The sequence below is a fragment of the Streptomyces sp. JJ66 genome (assembly GCF_019303495.1).
In the GTDB taxonomy this organism is placed as follows: domain Bacteria; phylum Actinomycetota; class Actinomycetes; order Streptomycetales; family Streptomycetaceae; genus Streptomyces.
Genome location: NZ_JAEVFI010000032.1, coordinates 66,814 through 91,294 on the forward strand (window position 1 = coordinate 66,814; position 24,481 = coordinate 91,294).

Sequence of the window (24,481 nt, forward strand, 5' to 3'; positions counted from 1 at the left end):
CGCACACCCGGCACACCCCGCAACCGGTGCCGGTTCCCCCTCCAGCCGTAGCGGCAGTTCAACGGGTGTGGAGCTGTATCGGGTCGGGCATTCCTGTACCTCCACTTTTGGCCGGTACTCCACACCTTCGACCGTTCAGCGAGGACCCAGTAGGGGCATCCGTAGGGGCAAGTAGCCGTCTGATGATGCGAATTGCTACGAAGTGACACCTGCGGGGGCAAGATGGACACATGGCGATTGGGGAACTTGTCAGGGACCTACGCACGTCTCGCGGCTGGTCACAGGGGCGACTAGCGTCGGAGATCAACGACGCCTTTGGGACCAACCTGGACCGGGAGTATGTGAGCCGCTGGGAGCGTTCCAAAGTGACGCCGGGGCCGTACTACCTCCGGTGCCTGTCGGCCGTCCTGGACGTGCCCCTAGCCGTGCTTGAGGGTGAAGTGAAGCGCCGTACGTTCCTCAGCGATGTCGCAGCGACCGCCATAGCACCTGTGGTGGCTTCAGACTTGCTCAGCGCGGGGTTCGCCGCCCGGCTGGCCAAGGGGCCGACCGCGGACGATTGGGAGGCGAAGCTCGCCACGTACGGCACCGAGTACATGAGCCTTGGAGCCGCCGATATCCAACGCCGCGTCACCGGTGAGCTGGTAGCCGTCCAGCAGCAGCTAGACACCCCACAGCTCTGGTCCGTTGCCGCGCGTCTGATGACGCTCTACGCCAAGACGTTCCCCGGCTCCGACGGGGCCAAGGCCGTGAACTGGTACCGCATGGCAGCCAAAGCCGCTGACGAGTCGGGCGATGAGCACACCCGCGTATGGGTGCGGGGACGAGCGGCGATCGCCCTTGGCTACGAGGGGGCGTCCCTTGGCGTTGCCGACGTACTTGCTGATCAGGCCCTGGCCATCAGCGACAAGCCGTCCCTGGGGCTCTTGAACGCGGTCATGGGCAAGGCGCACGCCGCAGCCATCCGGGGCGACCACACGACCGCACGCAAGCTCATGGACGAAGGCCGCCGGGTCTTCGACGCCGCCGCATCGTACGAACAGACCTCCGACTACGCCGTGCCCTGGTGGCGGATGAACGTCTTCACCTCGCTCCTCGCAGCCCGGCTGGGTGACGAGAGTGCGGCTGTGGCAGCGCAGGAAGCCGCACGCCGGGAGTTGCCCGCAACGCTGCCACGGTTCGCCACCCACCTTGAAATGCACCGGGGCCTGATGCTCGCCCGTTCCGGTGATCGCTCCGGAGGCGTGGCCTACGCACGCGCAGCCCTAGACGAGCTTCCCCCGGAAAAACACTCGCTGACTCTGCGTCTCCTCATGTCCGAGGTGGAACGCTCGTGATTTCCCTCGGTCCGCCATGGGTGAGCTTCACCGCTTTGAGGGCAGGGCGCGTCCTCCTCGGAGCGTTGGTGCTCCCCGGGCGGGTCGAAGCGGGTTAGCGCTGGCCGGGGAGGGGGAGGCGGGCGGTGATGCGGAAGCCGCCGCCGGGGCGGGGGCCGGTCTCCAGATGGCCGCCGACCATGCCGACGCGTTCGCGCATGCCGATCAGGCCGTGCCCGAGCCCGTCGGCGCCGCCCTCCTCGTACAGTTCCGCCTGGGCGCCGCGTCCGTCGTCCTCGGCCAGCAGGCACAGCTCGTCCGGCCCGTAGGTGACGCGCACCCGGGCCCCGGCCTGCGGTCCGCCGTGTTTGCGGGTGTTGGTCAGGGCCTCCTGCACGATGCGGTACGCCGTCAGCTCGACGCCGCTGGGCAGCGGGCGCGGCGTGCCTTCGATGAGGAAGTCCACCGTCAGGCCGGTGCCGCGTACCTGCTCGACGAGTTCGGTGAGCTGCTCCACGCCCGGCTGCGGCACGTACTCGCCGGGGTCGCCGTCCTCGCTGGTGCGCAGCACGCCCAGCAGGCGGCGCATCTCGGCGAGCGCCTGGCGGCCGGTCGCGGAGATCGTCCCGAGGGCCTGCCGCGCCTGGTCCGGTGTGGAGTCCAGGACGTAGGCGGCGCCGTCGGCCTGCACGACCATCACGGAGACGTTGTGCGCCACCACGTCGTGCAGCTCGCGCGCGATGCGGGCCCGTTCGGCGGCGACAGCCATCTTCGCCTGCGCCTCGCGCTCCTTCTCCAGCCGCGCCGCGCGCTCCTCCAGCTGCATGTAGTAGGCGCGGCGGGTGCGCAGGCTGTCGCCCAGCACCCAGGCCAGCAGCATGCAGACGGTGAGGAAGATGGTGCCGACGACCGCGCTGAACGTGCCCGAGTTCTCGTCGTGCTGGAACAGGAACACCGTCGCCAGCGTGGGCGCGACGAACGCCCCGGCCAGCGCCGCGCGGGAGGCCCAGCGCACCTGTCCGGAGGCAGCGGTGTAGACGATCACCAGCAGCGCGAAGTCGGGGATGACGGCGAACACCTGCACGAACAGCTGCGCCAGACCGGCCGCGCCCGCCGCCACCAGCATCCACTGGGGCCAGCGCCGTCGCAGCCACACCACGGCACACAGCGTCAGCGTGATGGGGAGGGCGGCGAGCACCTGCCAGTGCTCCAGCGTGGCGTACCGACCGGCCGTTGCCTCGCTTTCCAGCCAGATCGCGGACAGCAGCAGCAGGCAGGCGGCCCAGAAGCCGTCCACCCACATGGGATGCCTGCGGAGGAACTCGTAGAGCCGGTGCACGTCACCCAGCGTAAAGAGGCATTCCGGCGGGCGGGTCAGCCGCAGGACCGATCCCCGGGCGCCGCGCGTACGCCCCAGGGTGGACGCGTGGCACCAGCACGCACCCCGGCCGCCTACCGTGGGACGACGTGAGCGAGGACTTCTCCGACGCCGACGACCCCGGAGTCAGCGCCCGCACCGGGCTTGAGGCCCCGTGTCCCGGTGATGACGACGGGCCGGGCGAGCACCCCGGGCCGGGCGGTGACGACGGGCCAGGCGAGCACCCCAGGCCCCAGGGACACACCGGGCACACCAGACGCTCCGGGCACGGCGGCCACTTTGGCTTCACCGGCTGGCGGGAGGCCACCGAGCACGCCCTGTACGGCCCGGACGGCTTCTTCATGCGCGAGGCGCCCGGCGCGCACTTCCGCACCTCCGTGCACGCCTCCGCCCAGTACGCCGAGGCCGTCGCCGAGCTGCTGTGCCGGGTGGACGCCGCGCTCGGGTGCCCCAAGCCGCTGGCCCTGGTGGACGTGGGCGCCGGGCGCGGCGAACTGCTGGCCGGGGTGCTGGCGGCGCTGCCCGGGAGCGTCGCGCGGCGGCTGCGTCCGGTGGCCGTCGAGCGCGCCGCCCGCCCCGGCGGGCTCGACCCGCGCGTGACGTGGCAGGCGGAACCCCCGCAGGGCGTGCGCGGACTGCTGTTCGCCAACGAGTGGCTGGACAACGTGCCGTGCGACGTCGCCGAGTCCGACGCCGATGGTCGCTGGCACCGGGTGCTGGTCCGCGCCGACGGCACCGAACGGCTCGGGCCCCCGGTGGACGGCGCCGACGCGGCCTGGCTCGCCCGCTGGTGGCCGCCGGCGGTGCGCGAACCCGGGCTGCGCGCGGAGATCGGCGCACCGCGCGACACCGCGTGGCGGGCGGCGGTCGGCACGCTGGACGCGGGGCTGGCCGTCGCCGCCGACTACGCGCACACCGCGCGCGACCGCCCGCTGTTCGGCACCCTCACCGGCTACCGCGACGGGCGCGCGGTGCCCCCGGTGCCGGACGGCTCCTGCGACATCACCGCCCACGTCGCGCTCGACGCCTGCGCCGGACCCCGTGCGCTGCTGCTGCCCCAGCGGGCGGCGCTGACCCGGCTGGGCGTGGCGGGCACGCGGCCACCGCTGGACCTGGCGCGCACCGACCCGGCCGCCTACCTCCGCGCGCTGTCCGCCGCCGGGGACGCCGCCGAACTCCTGGCCCCGGGCGGCCTGGGCGGCCACGTGTGGCTCACCGAACCGGTCACCATCGCCAACCCCCTGGGGTGACCCGCTGTGGGACGGGCCGCCGGGCTCGGGCCGTCCGGAGCCGGGTGGGGCGCCCTGCCCCGGGAGCGTCGCGCGGCGGCGGGGCGCGTCGTGGGCAACGTCTAGCATGAGGGCGACGTCCGGTACCGAACCGCGGACTGGAACGGAAGGCACGAAAGCCCGTGAACGAACACCGCGCCCCCGAGCGCCCCGCGCGGCTGCGCGTCGGCGTGGTCGGCGCTGGCCGGGTCGGCCCGGCGCTCGCCGCCGCGCTCGCGCTGGCCGGGCACCAGCCCGTGGCCGCCTCCGGGGTCTCCGACGCCTCGCGGCGCCGCGCCGCCGAGCTGCTGCCCGGCGTGCCCCTGCTCGACCCCGCCGGGGTGCTGGCCCGCGCCGAGCTGGTGCTGCTCACCGTGCCGGATGACGCGCTGCCGGAGCTGGTGTCCAGGCTGGCCGAGACCGGCGCCGTGCGCCCCGGCCAGCTCATCGCCCACACCTCCGGCCGTTACGGCACCGCCGTGCTCGACCCGGCGCTGCGCGCGGGCGCGCTGCCGCTCGCGCTGCACCCGGTGATGACGTTCACCGGCACCTCGGTTGACGTGCAGCGCCTGGCGGGGTGCTCGTTCGGGGTGACGGCGCCCGAGGAGCTGCGGCTGGCCGCCGAGGCGCTGGTGATCGAGATGGGCGGGGAGCCGGAGTACATCGCGGAGGAGGCCCGTCCGCTCTACCACGCGGCGCTGGCGCTGGGCGCGAACTACCTGGTCACCCTCGTGGCGCAGGCGCAGGAGCTGTTGCGCGCCTCCGGGGTCGGGGCGCCCGACCGGATGCTCGGGCCACTGCTGGGCGCCGCGCTGGACAACGCCCTGCGCTCCGGTGACGCCGCGCTCACCGGCCCCGTGGCGCGCGGGGACGCGGGCACCGTGGCGGCGCACCTCGCCGAGCTGCGGCGGCACGCCCCGCACACGGTGTCCGGCTACGTCGCGATGGCCCGCGCCACCGCCGACCGCGCGCTCGCCCACGGGCTGCTCAAGCCGGAGCTGGCCGAGGACCTGCTGGAAGTCCTCTCCGACGCGAGCTCCGCCGCGCCCGGGGACGGCCCCCGATGACGCACCCGCCCACCCTGCTGCGCACCGCCGCCGAGCTGCGCGCGAGCGCGCCGCCGCGCGGCCCGCGCGCCGTGGTGATGACGATGGGCGCCCTGCACGCGGGCCACGCCGCGCTCATCACCGCAGCGCGCGCCCGCGCGGGCCGCGACGGCCAGGTGGTGGTGACGGTGTTCGTCAACCCGCTGCAGTTCGGCGCGGGCGAGGACCTGGACCGCTACCCACGCACCCTGGACGCTGACCTGGAGGTGGCCGCCACGGCGGGCGCCGACATCGTCTTCGCGCCGCCGGTGGAGGAGGTCTACCCCGGCGGCGAGCCCGAGGTGCGCGTCGCGGCGGGGCCGATGGGGGAGCGGCTGGAGGGCGCGCACCGGCCCGGGCACTTCGACGGCATGCTCACCGTCGTCGCCAAGCTGCTGCACCTGACCGCGCCGGACGTCGCCCTGTACGGCGAGAAGGACGCGCAGCAGCTCGCGCTGATCCGGCGCATGGTGCGGGACCTGAACTTCCCCGTCGAGATCGTGGGCGTGCCCACCGTGCGCGAGCCGGACGGGCTGGCCCTGTCCAGCCGCAACCGCTATCTCTCCCGCCCCGAGCGCCGTACCGCGCTCACGCTCTCCCGCGCGCTGTTCGCGGCCCGGGACCGGCTGACGGCCGAGTCCGCGCTGCGCGCCCGGGCCGAGGCGGCCGGGGCGCACGAGGGGCGGGCGGCGGCGCTGGCCCGGGTGGGGGAGTCGCGGGCGTCGGCGGACGCGCACGCCCTGGCGCACGCCCACGGCCTGCCGTCGGCCGCGCTGGCCGCCGCCCGGGCGGTGCTGGCGGAGGCCGACCGGCTGGAGATCGACTACCTCGCGCTGGTGAACCCGGCCGACTTCACCGACGTCACCGACGGCTACACCGGTGAGGCCGTGCTCGCCGTCGCCGCCCGGGTCGGCACCACCCGGCTCATCGACAACGTCCGCCTCTGCTTCGGGGGCCCGACCGGAGCATCCGCATGAACCACGCGCCCACGACCCACCCCCACGGCATACAGGCCCTCACCGCCCCGCTGCCGAGCTGGGCGATCGAGGCGGACGTCGTCGTGGTCGGTACCGGCGTGGCCGGGCTGACGGCGGCCCTGCGCTGCGCCGCTGCGGGCCGTACCACCGTCATCGTCACCAAGACCGACCTGGGCGAGGGCTCCACCCGCTGGGCGCAGGGCGGCATCGCCGCGGCCCTCGGCGAGGGCGACACCCCCGAGCAGCACCTCGCCGACACCCTCACCGCGGGCGCCGGGCTGTGCGACGAGGACGCGGTGCGCACCCTGGTCACCGAGGGCCCGGCCGCCGTGCGCCGCCTGATCGCCGCCGGAGCCGTCTTCGACACCGCGCCGGAGTCCGGCCAGATCGCGCTCACCCGGGAGGGCGGCCACCACCGCCGCCGCATCGCCCACGCGGGCGGCGACGCCACCGGCGCGGAGATCTCCCGCGCGCTGCTGCACGCCGTCCGCGCCGCCGGTATCCGCACCATCGACCACGCGCTCGTGCTCGACCTGCTGCGCGACGCCGGTGGCCGGGCGGCGGGCGTCACCCTGCACGTGATGGGCGAGGGGCGGCACGACGGGGTGGGCGCCGTGCACGCCCCGGCGGTGGTGCTGGCTACCGGCGGCATGGGCCAGGTGTTCTCGGCCACCACCAACCCGGCTGTCTCCACCGGGGACGGCGTGGCGCTCGCGCTGCGCGCCGGAGCGGAGGTCAGCGACCTGGAGTTCGTGCAGTTCCACCCCACTGTGCTGTATCTGGGGCCCGGCGCGCGCGGACAGCAGCCGCTGATCTCGGAGGCGGTGCGCGGCGAGGGCGCCCACCTGGTGGACGCCGACGGGGTGCGGTTCATGACCGGGCAGCACCCGCTGGGCGAGCTGGCCCCGCGCGACGTCGTCGCCAAGGGCATCATGCGCCGCTGCCAGGAGCGGGGCACCGACCACATGTTCCTCGACGCCCGGCACTTCGGCGCCGCGATGTGGGCCGAGCGCTTTCCCACGATCCTGGCCGCCTGCCGCGCCCACGGCATCGACCCGGTGACGCGGCCGGTCCCCGTCGCCCCGGCCGCGCACTACGCCTCCGGCGGCATCCGCACCGACCTGCGGGGCCGCACCACCGTGCCCGGTCTGTACGCCTGCGGGGAAGCCGCCTGCACCGGCGTGCACGGCGCCAACCGGCTGGCGTCGAACTCGCTGCTGGAGGGTCTGGTGTTCGCCGAGCACATCGCGGCCGACATCACCGGCGCCCCGGCCGGCCCCCGCGACGGCGCCCCGGCCGATGCGTGGGCACCCGCCGCGTCCCCGGGTCCGGGTCCGGGTCCGCTGACCGTCGCCGTCCGGCAGACGCCGCTGCTGCCGCCGCAGGCGCGCGGCACCCTCCAGCGCGCCATGACGGCGGGCGCGGGCGTGCTGCGCTCGGCGGCCAGCCTGGACGCGGCCGCCGAGGCGCTGCGGGAGCTGCCGCGCGCGCCGGACAGCCAGCCCGTCGAGCCGGGCACCGAGGCGTGGGAGGCCACCAACCTGCACCTGGTGGCGTCCGTGCTCGTCGCCGCCGCCCGGCAGCGCGCGGAGACCCGGGGTTGCCACTGGCGCGAGGACCACCCAGACCGCGACGATGCCCACTGGGCCCGGCACCTCGTCGTCACCCTCGACGCCGGGGCCGAGCCCGGGTCTGACGCCCCCGCCCTCACCCTGCGCACCACCGACGCGACCGGCTTCCCGCCGGTCGTCCCCGCCGCCCTCCAGGAGAAGCCGTGACAGCCCCCGACGAGCCCCGCCCGACCGTAGACCTGCCGCTGCTCCAGATCGGCGGCCTGGACGCCTCCCTGGGCGGCGGCTGCGGCGACGCCTGCGGCTGCGGCGTTCCCGAGTCTGACGACGCGCTCGACCCGCTGGAGTGCGGTCTTGACCCCGACCTCGCCCAGCTCCTGGCCGCCGCCGGGCTCGACCCGGTGCGGGTGGAGGACATCGCGCACCTGGCGATCGAGGAGGACCTCGACCACGGCGTGGACGTCACCACCGTCGCCACCATCCCCGAGGAGGCCGTCGCCACCGGCGACTTCACCGCCCGGGAGGCCGGTGTGGTGGCGGGCCTGCGCGTCGCCGAGGCGGTGCTGTCGGTGGTGTGCACCGACGAGTTCGAGGTCGAGCGGCACGCCGAGGACGGCGACCGGGTCGAGGCGGGCACCACCCTGCTGAGCGTCCGCACCCGCACCCGCGACCTGCTCACCGGCGAACGCAGCGCGCTCAACCTGCTGTGCCACCTGTCCGGCATCGCCACCGCGACCCGCGCCTGGGCGGACGCGCTGGCCGGGACCAAGGCCCGCGTCCGCGACACCCGCAAGACGACGCCGGGCCTGCGCGCGCTGGAGAAGTACGCGGTGCGCTGCGGCGGCGGCGTCAACCACCGGTTCTCGCTGTCCGACGCGGCGCTGGTCAAGGACAACCACGTGGTGGCGGCCGGCGGCGTCGCGGCGGCCTTCCGGGCGGTGCGCGAGGAGTTCCCGGACCTGCCCATCGAGGTGGAGGTGGACCGGCTGGACCAGATCGAGCCGGTGCTCGCCGAGGGCGCCGACCTCATCCTGCTGGACAACTTCACCCCCGAGCAGACCGCCGAGGCCGTCGCCCTGGCCGCCGGACGCGCCGTGCTGGAGTCCTCCGGACGGCTGACGCTGGCGAACGCCGCCGCGTACGCGGCCACCGGCGTGGACTACCTGGCCGTGGGCGCGCTCACCCACTCCACGCCGATCCTCGACATCGGCCTGGACCTGCGCGACGAGCACCGCGCCGGGGCCGACGGGAACGGTGCCTGAGCGATGCTGCTGACCATCGACGTCGGAAACACCCACACCGTGCTCGGCCTGTTCGACGGTGAGGAGATCGTCGAGCACTGGCGCATCTCCACCGACGCCCGCCGCACCGCCGACGAACTGGCCGTGCTGCTCCAGGGCCTGATGGGCATGCACCCGCTGCTCGGCATGGAACTGGGCGAGGGGATCGAGGGCATCGCCATCTGCTCCACCGTGCCCTCGGTGCTCCACGAGCTGCGCGAGGTCACCCGGCGCTACTACGGCGACATCCCGGCGGTGCTGGTGGAACCGGGCATCAAGACGGGTGTGCCGGTGCTCACCGACCACCCCAAGGAGGTCGGCGCCGACCGCATCATCAACTCCGTCGCCGCCGTCGAGCTGTACGGAGGCCCCTGCGTCGTCGTGGACTTCGGCACCGCGACGACGTTCGACGCAGTCTCCGCGCGCGGCGAGTACGTCGGCGGCGTCATCGCCCCGGGCATCGAGATCAGCGTCGAGGCGCTGGGCGTGCGCGGGGCGCAGCTGCGCAAGATCGAGCTGGCCCGGCCGCGCGCGGTGATCGGCAAGAACACCGTCGAGGCGATGCAGTCCGGCATCCTGTACGGCTTCGCGGGCCAGGTGGACGCGGTGGCCGAGCGCATGGCCCGCGAGCTGTGCGGACCCGGCGGCGACCCGGACGACGTCACCGTCATCGCCACCGGCGGGCTGGCCCCGATGGTGCTGGGGGAGTCCTCCGTCATCGACGAGCACGAGCCCTGGCTGACGCTGATCGGCCTGCGCCTGGTCTACGAACGCAACGTCACCCGCGGCTGAAGCGCCCCGCCTCGGACGGGGCCGCCCGAGCGGGAGAGCGCGGCGGGGGTGGCGACGCGCCACCGAAGGTCCACCTCTTCACCTCGTGGCGGGGGCCGCGTGGGGGCCGAGATCGTGCAGGACGCGGCCGAGTTGGTCGCGGGTGAGGGGCGGCCCGGGAAGGGGACGGGCGGCCTCGGCGCGCAGACCGTCGAGGAGGAGGGCGAGGTAGCGCCGCCAGGAGCCGGGAACGACGGAGGCGGAGGCTGGTACGACCCTGCCGAGCGCGGCCAGGGTGAACAGGAGGTCCTCGGCCACCACGTCCTCGCGCAGGGCGCCCTCTTCCTGGGCGCGGGCGATCAGGAGGCGAACCGTCTCGCGGTGGTGGGTGTGCAACTCCTGGAGTGAGGTGATCCCTTCGATACCGGTCGTCATCAGGTCGTTGGCGCCCCGGTCCGCCGCCAGGCCCGTGAAGATCCCTTCCAGGTAGCCGGTCAGCCCGGTCCACGCGTCGGCGCTGGTCCGGGCTTCTTCGCCGCTGCGCCGGGTCTCGCTCAGCATCTCGCCGAAGACCGCCTCGACCAGCGCCGCCCGGTTCGGGAAGTGCCGGTACAGCGTGGCGTTGCCGACCCCGGCGCGGCGGGCGATCTCGTCGAGCGGAGCGTGCAGCCCCTGAGCTGCGAACACCTCGTGCGCAGCGCTCCGCAGGGCTTCCCGGTTGCGCCGCGCGTCCCGGCGCAGCGGCGCGGGGGCTTCTTCCCCGGTGGGCATCTGCCGTTGCTCCCTTTCGGATCGCAGAGAAACGTGGACCATTTTCCGGTTGCGATGCTAGCGCCCCTAACCCTAAACGGGGAGTTATCCCCGTTTAGGGTTAGGGGGGAGTGGCTGTGGCGGATACGGTGCTGGTCCTGGGTGGGGGCGGGCTAACCGCGTACGCGCGGCAAGTCCGCGCCGTCTGGCGCGACTGAGCCGCTTGTCCGCCAGGCCCGCGAGCCCGCTTCCGGGCGTCCGCGACGGCGTCACGGCGGTCGCGCAGACCAAGCAGAGGCTCGGGATGGACGGAGGGGTTGGTCGGGTCGCGCAGACCGGCCGGAGCTTGCCGGGCGAAGAGGTGATGCCGGGATGGGGGGGCACCGGAGGGTGGCCCCGGACGGAGGCGGCACCGGAGGGTGGCCCCGGACGGAGGCGCCGGGGGTGCGCCCGGCCGGGTGAGGGCCGGGTCGCCCGGGCGGGCGCGTCTTTGGGGTGTTTCGTCCGTTTAGCACTTAAAGTCACGACTATGCCCACGCCACATGGTTCCCGAGGCGGCATGGCGTTCAGCGCGGACGAACTGTCCGTGCTCCGCCGGGTCCTCGCCTGCGCCCTCCAGTCCGCCGCGCTCCCGGCCCAGGAGATCCGGGAGTGCCTTCACCTCGCCCTGGCCGTGGACGACGCGAGCCGCGAGAGCCACCGCCTGCGCGACTTCCTCTTCGCCGACGTGGCCCGCTACCGCGCCGCGCTCCCCGGCTCCGCGACGGGCTACCTGGCCCAGCTGCGCACCGCGCTCGACGCGGGGTACACCCCATCCGACGAGGACGTCGCCGCCCTGCGCCGCCTGTGCGCCGACCGCACCGGCGCCCAGGAGTCGGCCCGCCGCGTGGAACTCCTGGTCCGCGCGGCCCTCCCGGTGGCACACCGCCGCCTGCTCGCCCTGCCGGGCGGCGCGGACGCGGCGGGTGTCGCGGAGGCCGCTCGCGGCGTCCAGGATGCCGACGGCGCGGACGAGAAGGGGGAGCCGAGGAAGGAGCCCGCGAAGAAGCCGGAGCCCGCTCCCGCCCAGCCGTCCCAGCCGTCCCAGCCCGGACGCGCCCGCCCCTCGCGCCGCCCCGTCCCCACCCCCGGCGAGGTCTTCCCGCCGCGCCGCAAACCACAGCGTCCCGAACAGGCCCGCCCCCACGCCCTCACGGCGTAGCCCGCTCGGCGGGGCCGCACCCAGCCCGCAACCACAGCGTGGGGAAAACCACATCCAGTGGAGACCGCCCGGACGAATCTGGTAAAGGACCAGGCCCTACCCTGGAGATTACGCGTAAAGATCAAGGAGCTAGGGCATGGAGTACATCGCCGCACTGACCCCCTCCGCGGTGATGGCCGTGGCCTTCACCGCTCTCATCGTGACGATCGTCAAGAGCCAAGGTGGGGCCAACAAGGCCAAGGAGGACGCTGCCGTGGATGCGGCATACGCCCGCGCGGAGCGCGCCGAGTCGGAGGCTCGCGTCTGACCGGGGCGGAGCTCGCGCCTGACCGGCGGGGCGGGCACACGACCTACACACCACAACGCACGGGGCGGGGCCGATGGCTCCGCCTCTTTCTCGTGTTGAGGCGCCCGCGACTATCATCGAGGTGTGCCCCGACCTTTGGGTGAGCTGGAAGACGCTGTCATGACGCGGGTATGGCAGTGGAACCGTCCCGTCACTGTGCGAGAAGTTCTTGAGGATCTGCGGGAGGAACGGCAGATCGCCTACACCACGGTCATGACGGTAATGGACAACCTGCATCAGAAGGGCTGGCTCCGGCGCGAGCAGGAGGGCCGTGCCTATCGTTATGAACCCGTCTCCACCCGCGCCGCCTACGCCGCTGCCCTGATGAACGACGCGTGGTCGCACAGCGACAACCCGGCCGCGACCCTCGTCGCCTTCTTCGGGATGTTGTCGCCCGAACAGGCCGACGCCCTGCGCGACGCGCTGCGCGTCTCACAACTCAATGGCGTGCGACTCACCGAGGCCGACGAGGGATAGCGTGCGGGCATGGCAGAAGAGATAAGCGGGAAGCACGCCATCGCCCCCGACCCCGGCAGCCCAGCCAACGCCGTCAACCCCATCACGGTACGGCGCGCACGGACGGGCGATGTGCGCACGGTGCGCCGTCTGATCGACACCTACGCGCGCGACCGCATCCTGCTCGACAAAGCCACCGTGACGCTTTACGAGGACATCCAGGAGTTCTGGGTGGCCGAGCGCACCGCGGACGGCGCCGTGGTGGGCTGCGGCGCGCTGCACGTCATGTGGGAGGACCTGGCGGAGGTCCGCACGCTGGCGGTGGACCCGGTGGCCCGGGGCACAGGCGTCGGGCACATGCTGCTGGAGCGGCTGCTGGAAACCGCGCGCCAGCTCGGCGTCCGGCGTATTTTCTGCCTGACGTTCGAAGTGGACTTCTTCGGCAAGCACGGATTCGCCGAGATCGGGGACGCGCCGGTGGACGGCGATGTGTACAGCGAACTGCTGCGCTCCTCCGACGAAGGCGTCGCGGAGTTCCTGGGACTCGAACGCGTGAAGCCCAACACCCTCGGCAACAGCCGCATGCTGCTGCACCTCTCGTGACAGCCGGGGGCGCGGACGCGTCCCTCGCCGCCGGCTGTCACGAACGCATCACGTCTCCTCCCCGCCGTGGATCCCTATGTCCGAATCCTCCCGCCAATCCCCGGTGCCCAGGTGCGCAAACTCGGCGGAGGGTTTGTGTTTTCCCGGGAAAGGCGGTTTGCTGTGGGTTGTCGATATCAGTATTCGTTATCGCGCCCTGTCTGTGTGATCTGGCGCGGAAGTGCGATTGGGAGCAGCTGTGGCACAGAAGGTTCAGGTACTTCTTGTAGACGACCTCGACGGCGGCGAGGCGGACGAGACGATCACGTTCGCACTGGACGGCAAGTCCTACGAGATCGACCTCAACACCGCGAACGCGGAGAAGCTCCGGGATTCCCTCGCCGAATTCGTCAAGGCGGGGCGCCGCACCGGTAAGGCTTCGGGCGGCGGCCGTGGAAAGGCCCGGGCGGCCTCGGGCGGCGGTACGCAGGACACCGCGAAGATCCGTGCATGGGCCAAGGAGAACGGCTACAGCGTCAACGAACGCGGCCGGGTTCCGGCCGACATCCGCGAAGCGTACGAGAAGGCGAACGGCTGACGCCGCGCATCCCGGTGCAGCACGGCCCGGTGGCACTCCGTCGCGGCCGCGCTGACCAACCGGACGAGGTCGGCCTCAACGCCGCCTCGTCCCGCCTCTGACTCGGGGGGTCGCAGCCATCCGGCGACCCCCCGGGAGCCGCACCGGGTACCCGGGCCGCCCGCTGCGGCGTCGCACGGTGGGCAGTCCAGGCAAGTCGGGCAGCCCGGACCGCCCGGACAGCGCGGCCCCGCCCGGGCGGTGAGCTCCAGCTCCACGCCGCCCCACTGCAGCCACTCCAGCAGCCCCGGCAGCTCCTCCGCGCTCCCGGGCGGCACCCGCAGGAGTACCCGGGCTCCGGGTGCGTCCCACTCCACCGCGCCGCTGGGCACCCCGCGCCGCAGCAGCGCCAGCGCCGCGTCCAGCGGCAGTTCCAGATAGTCATACGCGGCGCCCGCGCACGGTTCGTCCACACTCATGCCGGGAGCAACGCCGACCCCCACGGTAAGTCACTTACGGTTGACAAAGCGGCACCCAGTGTGCCGCCGCCGTGGGTGAGGCGTTCTTCTTTCAGCGCAACGGTGTTCGCCCGTAGCGGATGTGCCCCGGCCCCTCGGCATGGAACAACCGCCGCCTGGGGTAAGACATCACTAGTGGTCACGGGGGTGTGGCACCAGACGATGCCGCTCAGGGCGGGCGTGTCGGCCCATGAGGCGTTCGCCCTGGGCGTACGGAATGCGGGTGCATCCGCTTGGCCTGCGGGAACATCGTCTCGCACCATCGGGTTGGTACTGGTGTCGCCCGCACCGGGGCTCTTCACTGACGGATCTCGGCGCGGGTGTCGGCAGTAGGAATGAGCGGTCCCCCGTTGCGGGACTAAGCTGCGGAAGGACAGGGAGGGGACCTACCCCTTACTGACTGACCGCTCTGAGGAGCGATTAACGATGTTCGAGAGGTTCACCGACCGCGCGCGGCGGGTTGTCGTCCTGGCTCAGGAAGAAGCCCGGATGCTCAACCACAACTACATCGGCACCGAGCACATCCTCCTGGGCCTGATCCACGAGGGCGAGGGCGTCGCCGCCAAAGCACTGGAGAGCCTCGGGATTTCTCTTGAGGCGGTCCGCCAGCAGGTGGAGGAGATCATCGGCCAGGGCCAGCAGGCCCCGTCCGGCCACATCCCCTTCACCCCCCGGGCCAAGAAGGTGCTGGAGCTCTCGCTCCGCGAGGCCCTGCAGCTCGGTCACAACTACATCGGCACCGAGCACATCCTGCTCGGCCTGATCCGCGAGGGCGAGGGCGTCGCCGCCCAGGTCCTGGTGAAGCTGGGCGCCGATCTGAACCGGGTGCGCCAGCAGGTCATCCAGCTGCTTTCCGGTTACTCGGGCGGCAAGGAGACGGCCGCCGCCGGCGGTCCCGCCGAGGGCACCCCGTCCACGTCGCTCGTCCTCGACCAGTTCGGCCGCAACCTGACGCAGGCCGCGCGCGAATCCAAGCTCGACCCGGTCATCGGGCGCGAGAAGGAGATCGAGCGCGTCATGCAGGTGCTCTCGCGCCGCACCAAGAACAACCCGGTGCTCATCGGCGAGCCCGGCGTCGGCAAGACCGCCGTCGTCGAGGGCCTGGCACAGGCCATCGTCAAGGGCGAGGTGCCCGAAACCCTCAAGGACAAGCACCTCTATACCCTGGACCTGGGCGCGCTGGTCGCCGGTTCCCGCTACCGCGGTGACTTCGAGGAGCGCCTGAAGAAGGTGCTCAAGGAGATCCGCACCCGTGGCGACATCATCCTGTTCATCGACGAGCTGCACACCCTGGTCGGCGCCGGTGCCGCCGAGGGCGCGATTGACGCGGCGAGCATCCTCAAGCCGATGCTGGCCCGTGGTGAGCTGCAGACCATCGGTGCCACGACGCTGGACGAGTACCGCAAGCACCTGGAGAAGGACGCCGCGCTGGAGCGCCGCTTCCAGCCGATCCAGGTCGCCGAGCCCTCGCTCGCGCACACCATCGAGATCCTCAAGGGCCTGCGGGACCGCTACGAGGCGCACCACCGCGTCTCCATCACCGACGCCGCACTCGTCGGCGCCGCCACCCTGGCCGACCGCTACATCTCCGACCGCTTCCTGCCGGACAAGGCGATCGACCTGATCGACGAGGCCGGTTCCCGGATGCGCATCCGCCGCATGACGGCCCCGCCGGACCTGCGCGAGTTCGACGAGAAGATCGCGAACGTGCGCCGGGAGAAGGAGTCCGCGATCGACGCGCAGGACTTCGAGAAGGCCGCCAACCTGCGGGACAGCGAGAAGCAGCTGCTCGCGCAGAAGGCCAAGCGGGAGAAGGAGTGGAAGGCCGGCGACATGGACGTCGTCGCCGAGGTGGACGAGGAGCTCATCGCCGAGGTCCTCGCCGCGTCCACCGGCATCCCGGTGTTCAAGCTGACCGAGGAGGAGTCCTCGCGGCTGCTGCGCATGGAAGACGAGCTGCACAAGCGCGTCATCGGCCAGGAGGACGCCATCAAGGCGCTCTCCCAGGCGATCCGGCGCACCCGTGCGGGCCTGAAGGACCCCAAGCGCCCCGGTGGCTCGTTCATCTTCGCCGGCCCGTCCGGCGTCGGTAAGACGGAGCTGTCCAAGACGCTCGCGGAGTTCCTCTTCGGCGACGAGGACGCGCTGATCTCCCTCGACATGTCGGAGTTCAGCGAGAAGCACACCGTCTCCCGGCTGTTCGGCTCGCCTCCCGGCTACGTCGGCTACGAGGAGGGCGGCCAGCTCACGGAGAAGGTGCGCCGCAAGCCGTTCTCGGTCGTCCTGTTCGACGAGGTCGAGAAGGCCCACCCGGACATCTTCAACTCCCTGTTGCAGATCCTGGAGGACGGTCGCCTGACCGACTCCCAGGGCCGGGTCGTGGACTTCAAGAACACCGTCATCATCATGACGACGAACCTCGGCACCCGGGACATCTCCAAGGGCTTCAACCTCGGTTTCGCCGCGCAGAGCGACGTGAAGTCGAACTACGAGCGCATGAAGAACAAGGTCAACGAAGAGCTGAAGCAGCACTTCCGGCCCGAGTTCCTCAACCGCGTGGACGACACGGTGGTCTTCCACCAGCTCTCGCAGGAAGACATCATCCGCATCGTTGACCTGATGATCCACCAGGTGGACGAGCGGCTGAAGGACCGCGACATGGGCATCGAGCTGAGCACCGAGGCCAAGGAACTGCTGGCCAAGCGCGGCTACGACCCGGTCATGGGCGCCCGCCCGCTGCGCCGCACCATCCAGCGGGAGATCGAGGACACCCTGTCCGAGAAGATCCTCTTCGGCGAACTCCGCCCCGGCCACATCGTCGTGGTGGACACCGAAGGCGAGGGCGAGACCGCCAAGTTCACCTTCCGCGGCGAGGAGAAGGCAGCCCTCCCCGACGCCCCACCGGTCGAGGCCGCAGGCGGCCCCAACATGACCAAGGACAGCTGACGGCCACGGCCTGACGCCCCAGCCAACGACGGCCCCGGCATCCGCCCTTGCGGACACCGGGGCCGTCGCCGTACCCAAGCCCTTACCGCGACTACCGCGACGACCACCGTCCCGGGCACACTGAGCCAGGCGTGACCGGCTTGTCCCTGTCACGCCCCGCCCGCGAAGGGCGGAGCACTCCTGGACCGCCTGGTGAAGAGCGTCGCCGATCACCCCTCCGCGCTGGACGAGTCCACGCCGGGTGGGTGAGACCTGACTACTCCGTGGCGGCCGGGAGGCTGTCCATGAAGCTGCTGACGGAGAAGACGGCGTTGCCGGGGCCGGGCGGGCCGTAGCCGGGGGGTGAGGTGAGGCCGTACTCCTCCATCGTCGCGCGGTAGGACTGGAGCAGGCGGATGTGGTATTCGAGCGGGGCGCCGAGCGGGTTCGCCTTGCCCAGGGGGGTGGTGGGCTCCGGGCACCAGGTGGTAAAGCGGGGGGTGATGCCCCGGGACATGAAGTAGTGCAGGCCCTCGGTGGTGGAGTCGATCGCCTCGTCCACCGAGGTGAAGCCGAACGGTTCGGCCATCTCGACGCCCGCGACGAAGTTGGGGATGACGTTGCGCGGCCCGAAGACGTCGGCGGAGTCCAGGATGCGGCGGTGCCACTCGGCGCGGCCGACGTAGCGCTCCTTGCCGGGGCAGTAGAGCTGGAACAGGCGCTCGTCCCACACCTCGTAGTTGGGGTGGTAGATGCGGATGCCGTAGTCGTGGAAGCGCTGGACGTCGGCCTTGGGCAGGGCCTGGGCGACCACCTTGCCGATCCAGCGGCCCGGGAAACGTTCTTCGATGGCCTGCGCGTAGCCGCCGTAGAAGTCGGCCTCGTCCCGGCCGCCGACGTGGGAGGTGATCGAACCGCCGGTGAGCGTGTACGCGGTGGAGGCGCGGGCCGTGTCGTGCTTGTCGATGATGTCGAGGGCTTCCAGCACCTCTTCCACCGGCTTGACGCCCGTGTAGGGACGGCCCGCCGCCTTGTGCTGGCGCCAGTTGTGGTTGATGTCGCAGTACTGGCACTCCTCCTTGGCGCCGAAGTACTGGCACACCCGGAAGACGGTCAGGTAGATCAGGTAGCCCCACTGGATGGTGGGCGCCACCTCCATCACGGACTTGCCCCCGGCGAGCGTGTGCCGGTAGTAGTCCGGCATGGGCGGCAGGCCGACGTCGGCGATGCGGGCGCCGTCGAGGTAGAGGCCGAGGGCGCCGTCGTCGCCGGGCATCACGCGGTAAGGCGAGGACGGGTTCACGCGCACCGAGACCACGGTGCGGCGCAGCTCGTAGGGGCCGCCGGTGAGCACGATCTCCTCGGGCGGCCGGCGCAGGGCGGCCTCGCCCAGCTCGGGCAGGGTGCGGTGGTCGAAGGAGAAGATGAAGTACGACTTCGGCTTGACGTCGCCGTCCTCGTTGCCGCTGAGCGCGGAGTCGTCGAACGCGATCCCGCCGCGCAACAGGTCCTCCTTGATCACCGCCTCCGGTGGTACCTGCGGGAACCGGCCCATCAGGTCCTCGACCAACGCGGTACGACTCTCCATGCGACGCGCCTCCTACTCCCGCTCCTGCGCTGCACCCCCCACTGTCACACGCCGCTCTCGCCGCGCGTGCGCGGGGAGCCGTTGTCCGGCTTCTCGATCTTCCGTGCAGGCGCGGGAACGTGTCGGTCCGGGGCGTGCCGTGGTGCGTCCGGTAGCCGTCGTCCCGCACGGTGTGGACGCGGGGCCGTCCGCCGGGCCGCCCGAAGCCCTCTCAGGCGGACGGCGCGGACGGCGCGGACGGCGCGGACGGCGGGAGCCGGAGGATGGCCCGCGCGCCCGGGTCGGCGTTGGCGAACGTCAGCCGGGCGCCCAGGACGCGGGCCTGACCGGCGGCGATGGTCAGGCCCAGCCCGTGGCCCTGCCCGGCGCGATCGGCGGAGCCGGTGCGGAACCGGCTCGGGCCGTCGGCCAGCAGCGACGCCGGGAAGCCCGGACCGTGGTCGCGTACGCGCAGCTCGCGCGCCTCGACGGTGACCTCGACGGGCGGCGCGCCGTGCCGGGCCGCGTTGGCCAGCAGGTTGCCCAGCACGCGTTCCAGCCGGCGCGGGTCGGTGGTGACGATCGCGTCCTCGCGGACGTGGACGGTCACGTCCGGCGCTAGGGCCCGCACCCGGCGCGTGACGAACTCGCCGAGCGGCACGTCGTGCAGCTCCGCGCGCTCGGCGGCGCCGTCGAGCCGGGCGACCTCCAGAATGTCCTCGACCAGCGTGCGCAGTACCTGCGCCCGGTCGCGCACCAGCTCGGCGGGGCGGCCGTCGGGCAGCAGCCCGGCCGCCGTCACCAGTCCGGTGACCGGGGTGCGCAGCTCGTGCGCGATGTCGGCGGTGACGCGGCGTTCGGCGTCCAGGCGGGTCTGGAGCGCGTCGGCCATGGCGTCGATGGCGCGGGCCAGTTCGTCGGCCTCGTCCTGGGCGCGTCCGCCGATGGCCTCGCGGACCCGCACGTCCGCGTCGCCCGCCGCCACCCGGCCCGCCGCCGCGGCGGCCTTGCGCAGCCGCCGGGACAGCCGCCCGCCGATGAGCACGCCCAGCGCCGTGCTGCCGACGACGACGGAGCCGGCGCCGATGACGAGGGTGCGGTCGAGGTCGGCCAGGACGGAGTAGCGGTCGGCGAAGCGGGCGTGCAGGGACAGCACGCCGCCGTCCGGCAGGGGCGCGGCGGCCCACACGTTGGGGGCGTCGTGGCCGTCGTCGCTGACGTAGGTGGCCCGCTCGCCGCTCGCGACGGCCTCGCGCAGCGGCTTGGGCAGCTCGGGGTCGTTCAGCGTGGCGCCGAGCGTGAGCCGCTGGTGGGACTCGTAGATCCGCTCGGCCGAGCGCAGCCGCTCGTCCTGCACGTCGCGGCTGTCGCTGATCATCGTCACCCGGGCGGCGTTGTGCACGATGAGGCTCAGCAGCAGCGCCACCAGCGCGCTGACGGCGGCGATGGCGCCGCTCAGCTTCCACCGCAGCCCGACCCGGAACGCTCGCACGGCCGCCGCTCAGCCCTTCAGCTTGTATCCGAAGCCACGGACCGTCTCGATCCGGTGCTGCCCGACCTTCGCCCGCAGCCGCTGCACGTGGACGTCCACGACACGGCTGTCGCCGCCCCAGCCGTAGTCCCACACCCGCTCCAGCAGCCGCTCGCGCGAGAGCACGGTGCCGGGGGCGGCGCAGAACTCCAGCAGCAGCCGCATCTCGGTGGGGGTCAGCGGCACGGGGGTGCCCGAACGCCGCACCTCCATGCCGTCGGTGTCCACCTCCAGCTCACCGAAGCGCAGCACGCCGTCGGGCGGCTCCGGGGCGGCCGGACCGTCCGTGCCGCCCGCCGGTCCCGGCGCGCGGGAGTGCTGGAAGCGGCGCAGGACGGCACGGATGCGGGCGACGAGTACCGCGCCGTCGAACGGCTTGGTCACGTAATCGTCGGCGCCCGCCTCCAGACCGAGTACGACGTCGATGGGGTCGGCGCGCGCGGACAACATGATCACGGGCACGGTGGACTCGTCCCGGATGCGACGGCACAGGCTCACCCCGTCCAGGCCCGGCACCATCACGTCCAGCAGCGCCACGTCGGGCCGGTCGGCGCGGAACGCCGCCAGCCCGGCAAGGCCGTCGGAGGCGGCGGTCACCGTGAACCCGTCGCGCTCCAGGGTGAGCTGGAGCGCCTCGCGGATCACGTCGTCGTCCTCGACGAACAGCACGTGTGTTGCGGCCACGGTGCGCTCAGTCCTCCTCGCGCGGGTCACGGGACTTCTCGGCCCCGGGCTGGCTGCCGGTGGGCTCGGGGTACTCCTGGTAGACGCGGTCCAGCTCGTGGAAGCCGCCGTCGCGCCACCGGTAGGTCACCACGTCCTCACCGGACGGGCAGCACAGCGCGTCGCCCGGCAGGTAGATCGGCTGGTGCAGGGTGAGGGCGTCGTCGGCGATCTCCGCGTAGGACGCGGTGCCCTCGTGGGCGAAGACGTTCCGCCACTCGCCCGGCGCCTGCTGCTGGTAGACGTACGAGCCCAGCCCGTGGCCGTCCGCGCAGGTGGAGACGTTGACCACCAGGTCAGCCGCCGCGTCTTCGCCCGTCAGCTGGCCGTAGGCGATGTCGATGGGCCAGGCGTCCGCCACGCAGGGGCTCAGCCCCTCCTTCACCTCGCGGCCGACGGCCGGATCGCCTTTGAGCAGCGAGACGACCTCCACCTCCTCGTCCGCTCCGGGTGGGGAGACCGGAGCGGCCACCGTCGCCGACGGGTCGGCCGAGCGCGGCGCCTCCGGTTCGGCGGGCGCGGCGGGCTCGTCCTCGCCGCTCGCCCCTGGCGACGGGGTAGCCGCTGGCAGCGGGCTGGCCTGCGAGCTGGTGTCCGCCTCGCCGCCGTCCGCCTGCTCGACCCGCACCCCGCCCCCGGCCGCGCAGCCGCTCAGCACGAACACGAGCAGCCCCAGCGTGACGAGCGCCCAGGCGAGCGTCACCGTGGGACGCATCCCAGGCCGCACCGGGCGGGCGCCGGGCCTGGACGGGCGGGCGCCGGACCGAACCGGACGGGCGCCGGACCGCACCGGGCGGGCGCCGGACCGCACCGGACGGGCGCCGGGCAGCGTCAGGCCGCGCACACCGCGCGGTTTCGCTCCGGACGCCGCCCGCTCGTGCGCTCCCGCTGTGAACCCTGCTCGCACTGCTCCCTGCTCTCCAGCTCCGCACGCAGCCGGGCCAGCGCCCGGTGCAGCGTGCTCTTCACCGTGCCCGGGGACATGCCAAGCGCCTCGGCCGTCTCCTCGGTGCTCATCTGCTCCCAGTGGCGCAGCAGGACCACGCTGCGCTGCTTGGGCGCGAGCACGCCGAGAATGTCAGCCAACAGGGCCCGATCGGCGTGCTGGCCGAACCGGTCCTCGTCGGTGGCGACCTCCGGCAGCGTGTCCGTCGGCACCTCCTGGAGCCGCCGGGAGCGCCACCACTCGGTCCGTGTGTTGATCATCACACGGCGGAGGTAGGCGTCGGCCAGCGACTTGTCCTCGATGCCGTCCCATTTTCCCAGAGTCCGTACGAGTGCCGTCTGCAGGAGGTCCTGGGCGTCGGCGGGGTCGGGCACCAGGCGCCGCGCACTGCGCAGCAGCGCGTCCTGGCGGCTGCGCACGTAGGTTTCGAAGGACTCGAAACTGGTCAGATTGTCGTGCGGCGTCACTTCGCCTCCCCATGGTTCGCCGGGCGTCCTCGTTCGTACGCTGACGACGGTAGGGAGGCGGTGTTGCGCGACCGCGCCGTGCGCGGCACGGGCCTCAGGCGGAATGCCATCGGTTATGTAACAGCGCGAGGTGTTGCCCCTGACCCGGCCGCAGGCGGGGAGGGTCAGGGGCGAGTGCGTCAGGTCGGCAAAGGGCGGTCAGGCCGGCAAGCGGTAGGTGCCGTCGGCCAGTGGCTCGACCAGGCCGTCCGCGACGAGCCCGTCCAGCGCCCGGGCCCGCTGCGCCGCGTCGGCCCACACCGCGTCCAGCGCGCCCTGTCGCACCGGTCCGTCGGCGTCGCGCAGCACCGCGAGCAGCTTCCCGCGCACCTGCCGGTCCGTCCCGGCGTACGTCTGCCCCCGCCGTGGCGGACCGTCGTGCGGCGGCGACCCGGCCAGCCGCCAGGCACACCGCCCGGCGATCGGGCACCGCGCGCACTCCGGTGAGCGGGCCGTGCACACCAGCGCGCCCAGCTCCATCGTCGCCGCCGCCCAGCGCGCCGCCGTGGCCTCGGCCTCGGGCAGCACCGCCCGCGCCAGCTGGCGTTCGGCGGCGGTCGTGGCGTTCGGCGGGTACTGGGTGCCGGTGAGGGCACGGGCGAACACGCGCCGCACGTTGGTGTCGAGCACGGCGTGCCGCTTGCCGTAGGCGAAGGAGGCCACGGCGGCGGCCGTGTACTCGCCGACGCCGGGCAGCGCGAGCAGCTGCGCGTGCTCGGCCGGGACGTCGCCGCCGTGCCGTTCCGCTATGGCGGCGGCCGCCCCGTGCAGCCGCAGCGCCCGGCGCGGATAGCCCAGCCGCCCCCAGGCGCGAACCGCCTCACCGGGTGACTCGGCGGCCAGGTCGGCGGGGCGCGGCCAGCGGGCGAGCCACTGCTCGTAGACGGGCAGCACACGGCTGACCGGCGTCTGCTGGAGCATGAACTCGCTGACCATGACGCCCCAGGCGCCCGCTTCGGGCCGGCGCCAGGGCAGGTCCCTGGCGTGGGCGTCGAACCAGTCGATGACAAGACCGTGCAGCGCGGTAGCGCTGGGCTCCGGGGACGCGGAAGGGGCCGGGGCCCCGGTCTCGGCCGGGCTCTCGGGCCCCGCTTCGGGTCCGGCCCCGGCTCCGGTCTCGGGTCCGCTCTCGGGTTCGGTGGTGGTCTCGGTGGTGGCAGTCATGACCCCACGATCCTGGCACGGCGGGCGGTGAGCCGGAAACGCCGCGCGTCGTCACCGCAACGCGAGGGGCCGCGTTGCGGCAAGCGGCGGAGCGCGGGAGGGGTGTGAGCCGGATTCTGATACGAAAAGTTGTCTGACGCACCGGCGGGTACGGCCAGTCGAGTGGCTGAAGTCTCGTAAGGTTTCCGCGTGGGATCACTGCGCAATCCGATCGGGCCGCTCCCCTCCTCCATCTACTGGCGCCGGAGGGCCGTTGCGCTGGCCCTGCTCCTGCTGCTCGTCGCGCTCGTGGTGTGGCTGTTCACCGGCTTCGGCGGCGACGGCGACCAGCGCGGCCAGGCGGACGGCGGTGCGGACGGGAAGGGCGGCGCGTCCAGCCCGATCACTCCCGGCCCGAGCGCCACCGAGTCGCTGCCCGACAACCGTCCCGGCGGCCGCGAGGAGGCCGACGGCGGCGCGGACGGCGGCTCCAGCGCCAGCGGTGGCGCGGGCGGCAGCGCATCCGGCTCCGGTGACGGCTCCGGCGGAGGCGACGCGGGCGGCAGCGGCTCCGGTGGTGGCTCCGGTGACGGCTCCGGCGGAAGCGACGCGGGCGGGAGCGAGAGCGCCGACGGCGGGACCGGCGCCGGTGGCGGCCTGCCCGTCTGCACGTCTGCCGTGGCCACACTGAGCCTGAAGAGCGCGGAGAACACCTACGCGCCCGGCGAGCGGCCCGAACTGCGCATCACGGTGGACAACGGCGGTGCGGCGGACTGCCGGGTGGGCGTGGGGCCGCGCCAGGCGATCCTCACCATCACGGACGCCGAGGACGAGACGGTGTGGTCCTCCGAGCACTGCGACTCCGAGGGCAAAGCGGCCACGATGCGGGTACCGGCCGGCCAGAGCGTCACCCACACCGTGGAGTGGGACCGCAGGGGCAGCGCCCCGGACTGCCCCAAGGGCGCGCGCGACGCGGCCGCCCCGGGCACCTACCTGGCCGAGGTGGACCTCCCCGGCCTCGGCACCGCCCAGATCTCCTTCGTCCTCGCCAAGGACTGACGCGC

General features: G+C 73.0%; 23 protein-coding genes. 14 read left to right on the forward strand and 9 right to left on the reverse strand.

Going from position 1 to position 24,481, the window contains the following annotated elements; genetic code table 11:
* Nucleotides 1-230 precede the first annotated feature (230 nt).
* The gene (locus JJV70_RS19565; RefSeq protein ID WP_219049324.1) at nt 231-1,337 is read left to right on the forward strand and encodes a helix-turn-helix domain-containing protein; all 1,107 of its coding nucleotides are present in this window, start codon (nt 231-233) and stop codon (nt 1,335-1,337) included.
* Between the two features lie 94 nt (nt 1,338-1,431).
* Here JJV70_RS19565 and JJV70_RS19570 read toward each other — a convergent pair whose 3' ends face one another.
* Entirely contained in the window at nt 1,432-2,655 is a 1,224-nt protein-coding gene (locus JJV70_RS19570; protein ID WP_219049325.1) for a sensor histidine kinase, read from the reverse strand.
* Between the two features lie 356 nt (nt 2,656-3,011).
* Between JJV70_RS19570 and JJV70_RS19575 the strand changes: the two genes are divergently transcribed.
* From JJV70_RS19575 to JJV70_RS19600, 6 genes are all read left to right on the forward strand, one after another.
* Nucleotides 3,012-3,944: an SAM-dependent methyltransferase gene (locus JJV70_RS19575; RefSeq protein WP_257574246.1), complete on the forward strand. Its 933-nt coding sequence runs from the start codon at nt 3,012-3,014 to the stop codon at nt 3,942-3,944.
* Nucleotides 3,945-4,105: 161 nt separating this feature from the next.
* Nucleotides 4,106-5,029 carry a Rossmann-like and DUF2520 domain-containing protein gene (locus JJV70_RS19580; protein ID WP_219049326.1) on the forward strand — a complete coding sequence of 308 codons (924 nt, stop codon included), beginning with the start codon at nt 4,106-4,108 and terminating at the stop codon, nt 5,027-5,029.
* The gene (gene panC / locus JJV70_RS19585; RefSeq protein ID WP_219049327.1) at nt 5,026-6,024 is read left to right on the forward strand and encodes a pantoate--beta-alanine ligase; all 999 of its coding nucleotides are present in this window, start codon (nt 5,026-5,028) and stop codon (nt 6,022-6,024) included. Before JJV70_RS19580 ends, panC begins: the two co-directional genes overlap by 4 nt.
* Nucleotides 6,021-7,802, forward strand: coding sequence for an L-aspartate oxidase (locus JJV70_RS19590; RefSeq protein ID WP_219049328.1), 1,782 nt, complete (start codon nt 6,021-6,023; stop codon nt 7,800-7,802). The genes panC and JJV70_RS19590 overlap by 4 nt, the downstream gene beginning before the upstream one ends.
* Nucleotides 7,799-8,857 carry a carboxylating nicotinate-nucleotide diphosphorylase gene (gene nadC / locus JJV70_RS19595; protein ID WP_219049329.1) on the forward strand — a complete coding sequence of 353 codons (1,059 nt, stop codon included), beginning with the start codon at nt 7,799-7,801 and terminating at the stop codon, nt 8,855-8,857. Before JJV70_RS19590 ends, nadC begins: the two co-directional genes overlap by 4 nt.
* Nucleotides 8,858-8,860: 3 nt before the next feature.
* Nucleotides 8,861-9,667 carry a type III pantothenate kinase gene (locus tag JJV70_RS19600; protein ID WP_219049330.1) on the forward strand — a complete coding sequence of 269 codons (807 nt, stop codon included), beginning with the start codon at nt 8,861-8,863 and terminating at the stop codon, nt 9,665-9,667.
* 78 nt (nt 9,668-9,745) lie between these two features.
* Here the strand turns inward: JJV70_RS19600 and JJV70_RS19605 are convergent, their stop codons facing one another.
* Nucleotides 9,746-10,417: a TetR/AcrR family transcriptional regulator gene (locus JJV70_RS19605; protein ID WP_219049331.1), complete on the reverse strand. Its 672-nt coding sequence runs from the start codon at nt 10,415-10,417 to the stop codon at nt 9,746-9,748.
* 508 nt (nt 10,418-10,925) lie between these two features.
* On the opposite strand from JJV70_RS19605, the gene JJV70_RS19610 reads away from it, so the two are divergent.
* The 5 genes from JJV70_RS19610 (at nt 10,926) to JJV70_RS19630 (ending at nt 13,579) form a co-directional block, all read left to right on the forward strand.
* On the forward strand, nt 10,926-11,597 hold the full coding sequence (locus JJV70_RS19610) for a hypothetical protein (RefSeq protein WP_219049332.1): 672 nt from the start codon (nt 10,926-10,928) through the stop codon (nt 11,595-11,597).
* 136 nt (nt 11,598-11,733) lie between these two features.
* Nucleotides 11,734-11,904 carry a hypothetical protein gene (locus JJV70_RS19615; protein WP_219049333.1) on the forward strand — a complete coding sequence of 57 codons (171 nt, stop codon included), beginning with the start codon at nt 11,734-11,736 and terminating at the stop codon, nt 11,902-11,904.
* Between the two features lie 123 nt (nt 11,905-12,027).
* Entirely contained in the window at nt 12,028-12,420 is a 393-nt protein-coding gene (locus tag JJV70_RS19620; RefSeq protein ID WP_219049334.1) for a BlaI/MecI/CopY family transcriptional regulator, read from the forward strand.
* A gap of 9 nt (nt 12,421-12,429) precedes the next feature.
* The gene (locus tag JJV70_RS19625; RefSeq protein ID WP_219049335.1) at nt 12,430-13,002 is read left to right on the forward strand and encodes an amino-acid N-acetyltransferase; all 573 of its coding nucleotides are present in this window, start codon (nt 12,430-12,432) and stop codon (nt 13,000-13,002) included.
* Nucleotides 13,003-13,240: 238 nt separating this feature from the next.
* A complete protein-coding gene (locus tag JJV70_RS19630; RefSeq protein WP_219049336.1) occupies nt 13,241-13,579 on the forward strand; it encodes an Lsr2 family protein in 339 nt (112 codons plus the stop codon).
* Here the strand turns inward: JJV70_RS19630 and JJV70_RS19635 are convergent.
* Nucleotides 13,510-14,037 carry a hypothetical protein gene (locus JJV70_RS19635; RefSeq protein ID WP_219049337.1) on the reverse strand — a complete coding sequence of 176 codons (528 nt, stop codon included), beginning with the start codon at nt 14,035-14,037 and terminating at the stop codon, nt 13,510-13,512. The genes JJV70_RS19630 and JJV70_RS19635 overlap by 70 nt on opposite strands.
* A 465-nt stretch (nt 14,038-14,502) precedes the next feature.
* On the opposite strand from JJV70_RS19635, the gene JJV70_RS19640 reads away from it, so the two are divergent.
* Entirely contained in the window at nt 14,503-17,022 is a 2,520-nt protein-coding gene (locus JJV70_RS19640; protein ID WP_219049338.1) for an ATP-dependent Clp protease ATP-binding subunit, read from the forward strand.
* A 256-nt stretch (nt 17,023-17,278) separates the two neighbouring features.
* Here the strand turns inward: JJV70_RS19640 and JJV70_RS19645 are convergent, their stop codons facing one another.
* From JJV70_RS19645 to JJV70_RS19670, 6 genes are all read right to left on the reverse strand, one after another.
* Nucleotides 17,279-18,589 carry a radical SAM protein gene (locus JJV70_RS19645; protein WP_219049339.1) on the reverse strand — a complete coding sequence of 437 codons (1,311 nt, stop codon included), beginning with the start codon at nt 18,587-18,589 and terminating at the stop codon, nt 17,279-17,281.
* Nucleotides 18,590-18,800: 211 nt separating this feature from the next.
* On the reverse strand, nt 18,801-20,060 hold the full coding sequence (locus JJV70_RS19650) for a HAMP domain-containing sensor histidine kinase (protein ID WP_219049340.1): 1,260 nt from the start codon (nt 20,058-20,060) through the stop codon (nt 18,801-18,803).
* A gap of 9 nt (nt 20,061-20,069) precedes the next feature.
* Nucleotides 20,070-20,783 (reverse strand): two-component system response regulator CseB, encoded by a 714-nt coding sequence (cseB, locus tag JJV70_RS19655; protein ID WP_219049341.1) that lies wholly within the window; start codon nt 20,781-20,783, stop codon nt 20,070-20,072.
* A gap of 7 nt (nt 20,784-20,790) precedes the next feature.
* Nucleotides 20,791-21,537, reverse strand: a complete 747-nt coding sequence (locus JJV70_RS19660; protein WP_219049342.1) for an LppP/LprE family lipoprotein — start codon at nt 21,535-21,537, stop codon at nt 20,791-20,793.
* A gap of 116 nt (nt 21,538-21,653) precedes the next feature.
* Nucleotides 21,654-22,235, reverse strand: coding sequence for a SigE family RNA polymerase sigma factor (locus tag JJV70_RS19665; protein WP_308294909.1), 582 nt, complete (start codon nt 22,233-22,235; stop codon nt 21,654-21,656).
* Between the two features lie 198 nt (nt 22,236-22,433).
* Nucleotides 22,434-23,438, reverse strand: a complete 1,005-nt coding sequence (locus JJV70_RS19670) for an A/G-specific adenine glycosylase (RefSeq protein WP_219049343.1) — start codon at nt 23,436-23,438, stop codon at nt 22,434-22,436.
* A 189-nt stretch (nt 23,439-23,627) separates the two neighbouring features.
* On the opposite strand from JJV70_RS19670, the gene JJV70_RS19675 reads away from it, so the two are divergent.
* Complete coding sequence (locus tag JJV70_RS19675) at nt 23,628-24,476, forward strand: hypothetical protein (RefSeq protein WP_219049344.1); 849 nt, start codon at nt 23,628-23,630, stop codon at nt 24,474-24,476.
* Nucleotides 24,477-24,481 lie beyond the last annotated feature (5 nt).

Bases quoted from the DNA above. Each gene is read 5' to 3' on its own strand.
- JJV70_RS19565 (WP_219049324.1), top strand. From the start codon at position 231: ATGGCGATTGGGGAACTTGTCAGGGACCTACGCACGTCTCGCGGCTGG.
- panC (WP_219049327.1), top strand. From the start codon at position 5,026: ATGACGCACCCGCCCACCCTGCTGCGCACCGCCGCCGAGCTGCGCGCG.
- JJV70_RS19590 (WP_219049328.1), top strand. From the start codon at position 6,021: ATGAACCACGCGCCCACGACCCACCCCCACGGCATACAGGCCCTCACC.
- JJV70_RS19600 (WP_219049330.1), top strand. From the start codon at position 8,861: ATGCTGCTGACCATCGACGTCGGAAACACCCACACCGTGCTCGGCCTG.
- JJV70_RS19605 (WP_219049331.1), bottom strand. From the start codon at position 10,417: ATGCCCACCGGGGAAGAAGCCCCCGCGCCGCTGCGCCGGGACGCGCGG.
- JJV70_RS19610 (WP_219049332.1), top strand. From the start codon at position 10,926: ATGCCCACGCCACATGGTTCCCGAGGCGGCATGGCGTTCAGCGCGGAC.
- JJV70_RS19615 (WP_219049333.1), top strand. From the start codon at position 11,734: ATGGAGTACATCGCCGCACTGACCCCCTCCGCGGTGATGGCCGTGGCC.
- JJV70_RS19625 (WP_219049335.1), top strand. From the start codon at position 12,430: ATGGCAGAAGAGATAAGCGGGAAGCACGCCATCGCCCCCGACCCCGGC.
- JJV70_RS19635 (WP_219049337.1), bottom strand. From the start codon at position 14,037: ATGAGTGTGGACGAACCGTGCGCGGGCGCCGCGTATGACTATCTGGAA.
- JJV70_RS19640 (WP_219049338.1), top strand. From the start codon at position 14,503: ATGTTCGAGAGGTTCACCGACCGCGCGCGGCGGGTTGTCGTCCTGGCT.
- JJV70_RS19645 (WP_219049339.1), bottom strand. From the start codon at position 18,589: ATGGAGAGTCGTACCGCGTTGGTCGAGGACCTGATGGGCCGGTTCCCG.
- JJV70_RS19660 (WP_219049342.1), bottom strand. From the start codon at position 21,537: ATGCGTCCCACGGTGACGCTCGCCTGGGCGCTCGTCACGCTGGGGCTG.
- JJV70_RS19670 (WP_219049343.1), bottom strand. From the start codon at position 23,438: ATGACTGCCACCACCGAGACCACCACCGAACCCGAGAGCGGACCCGAG.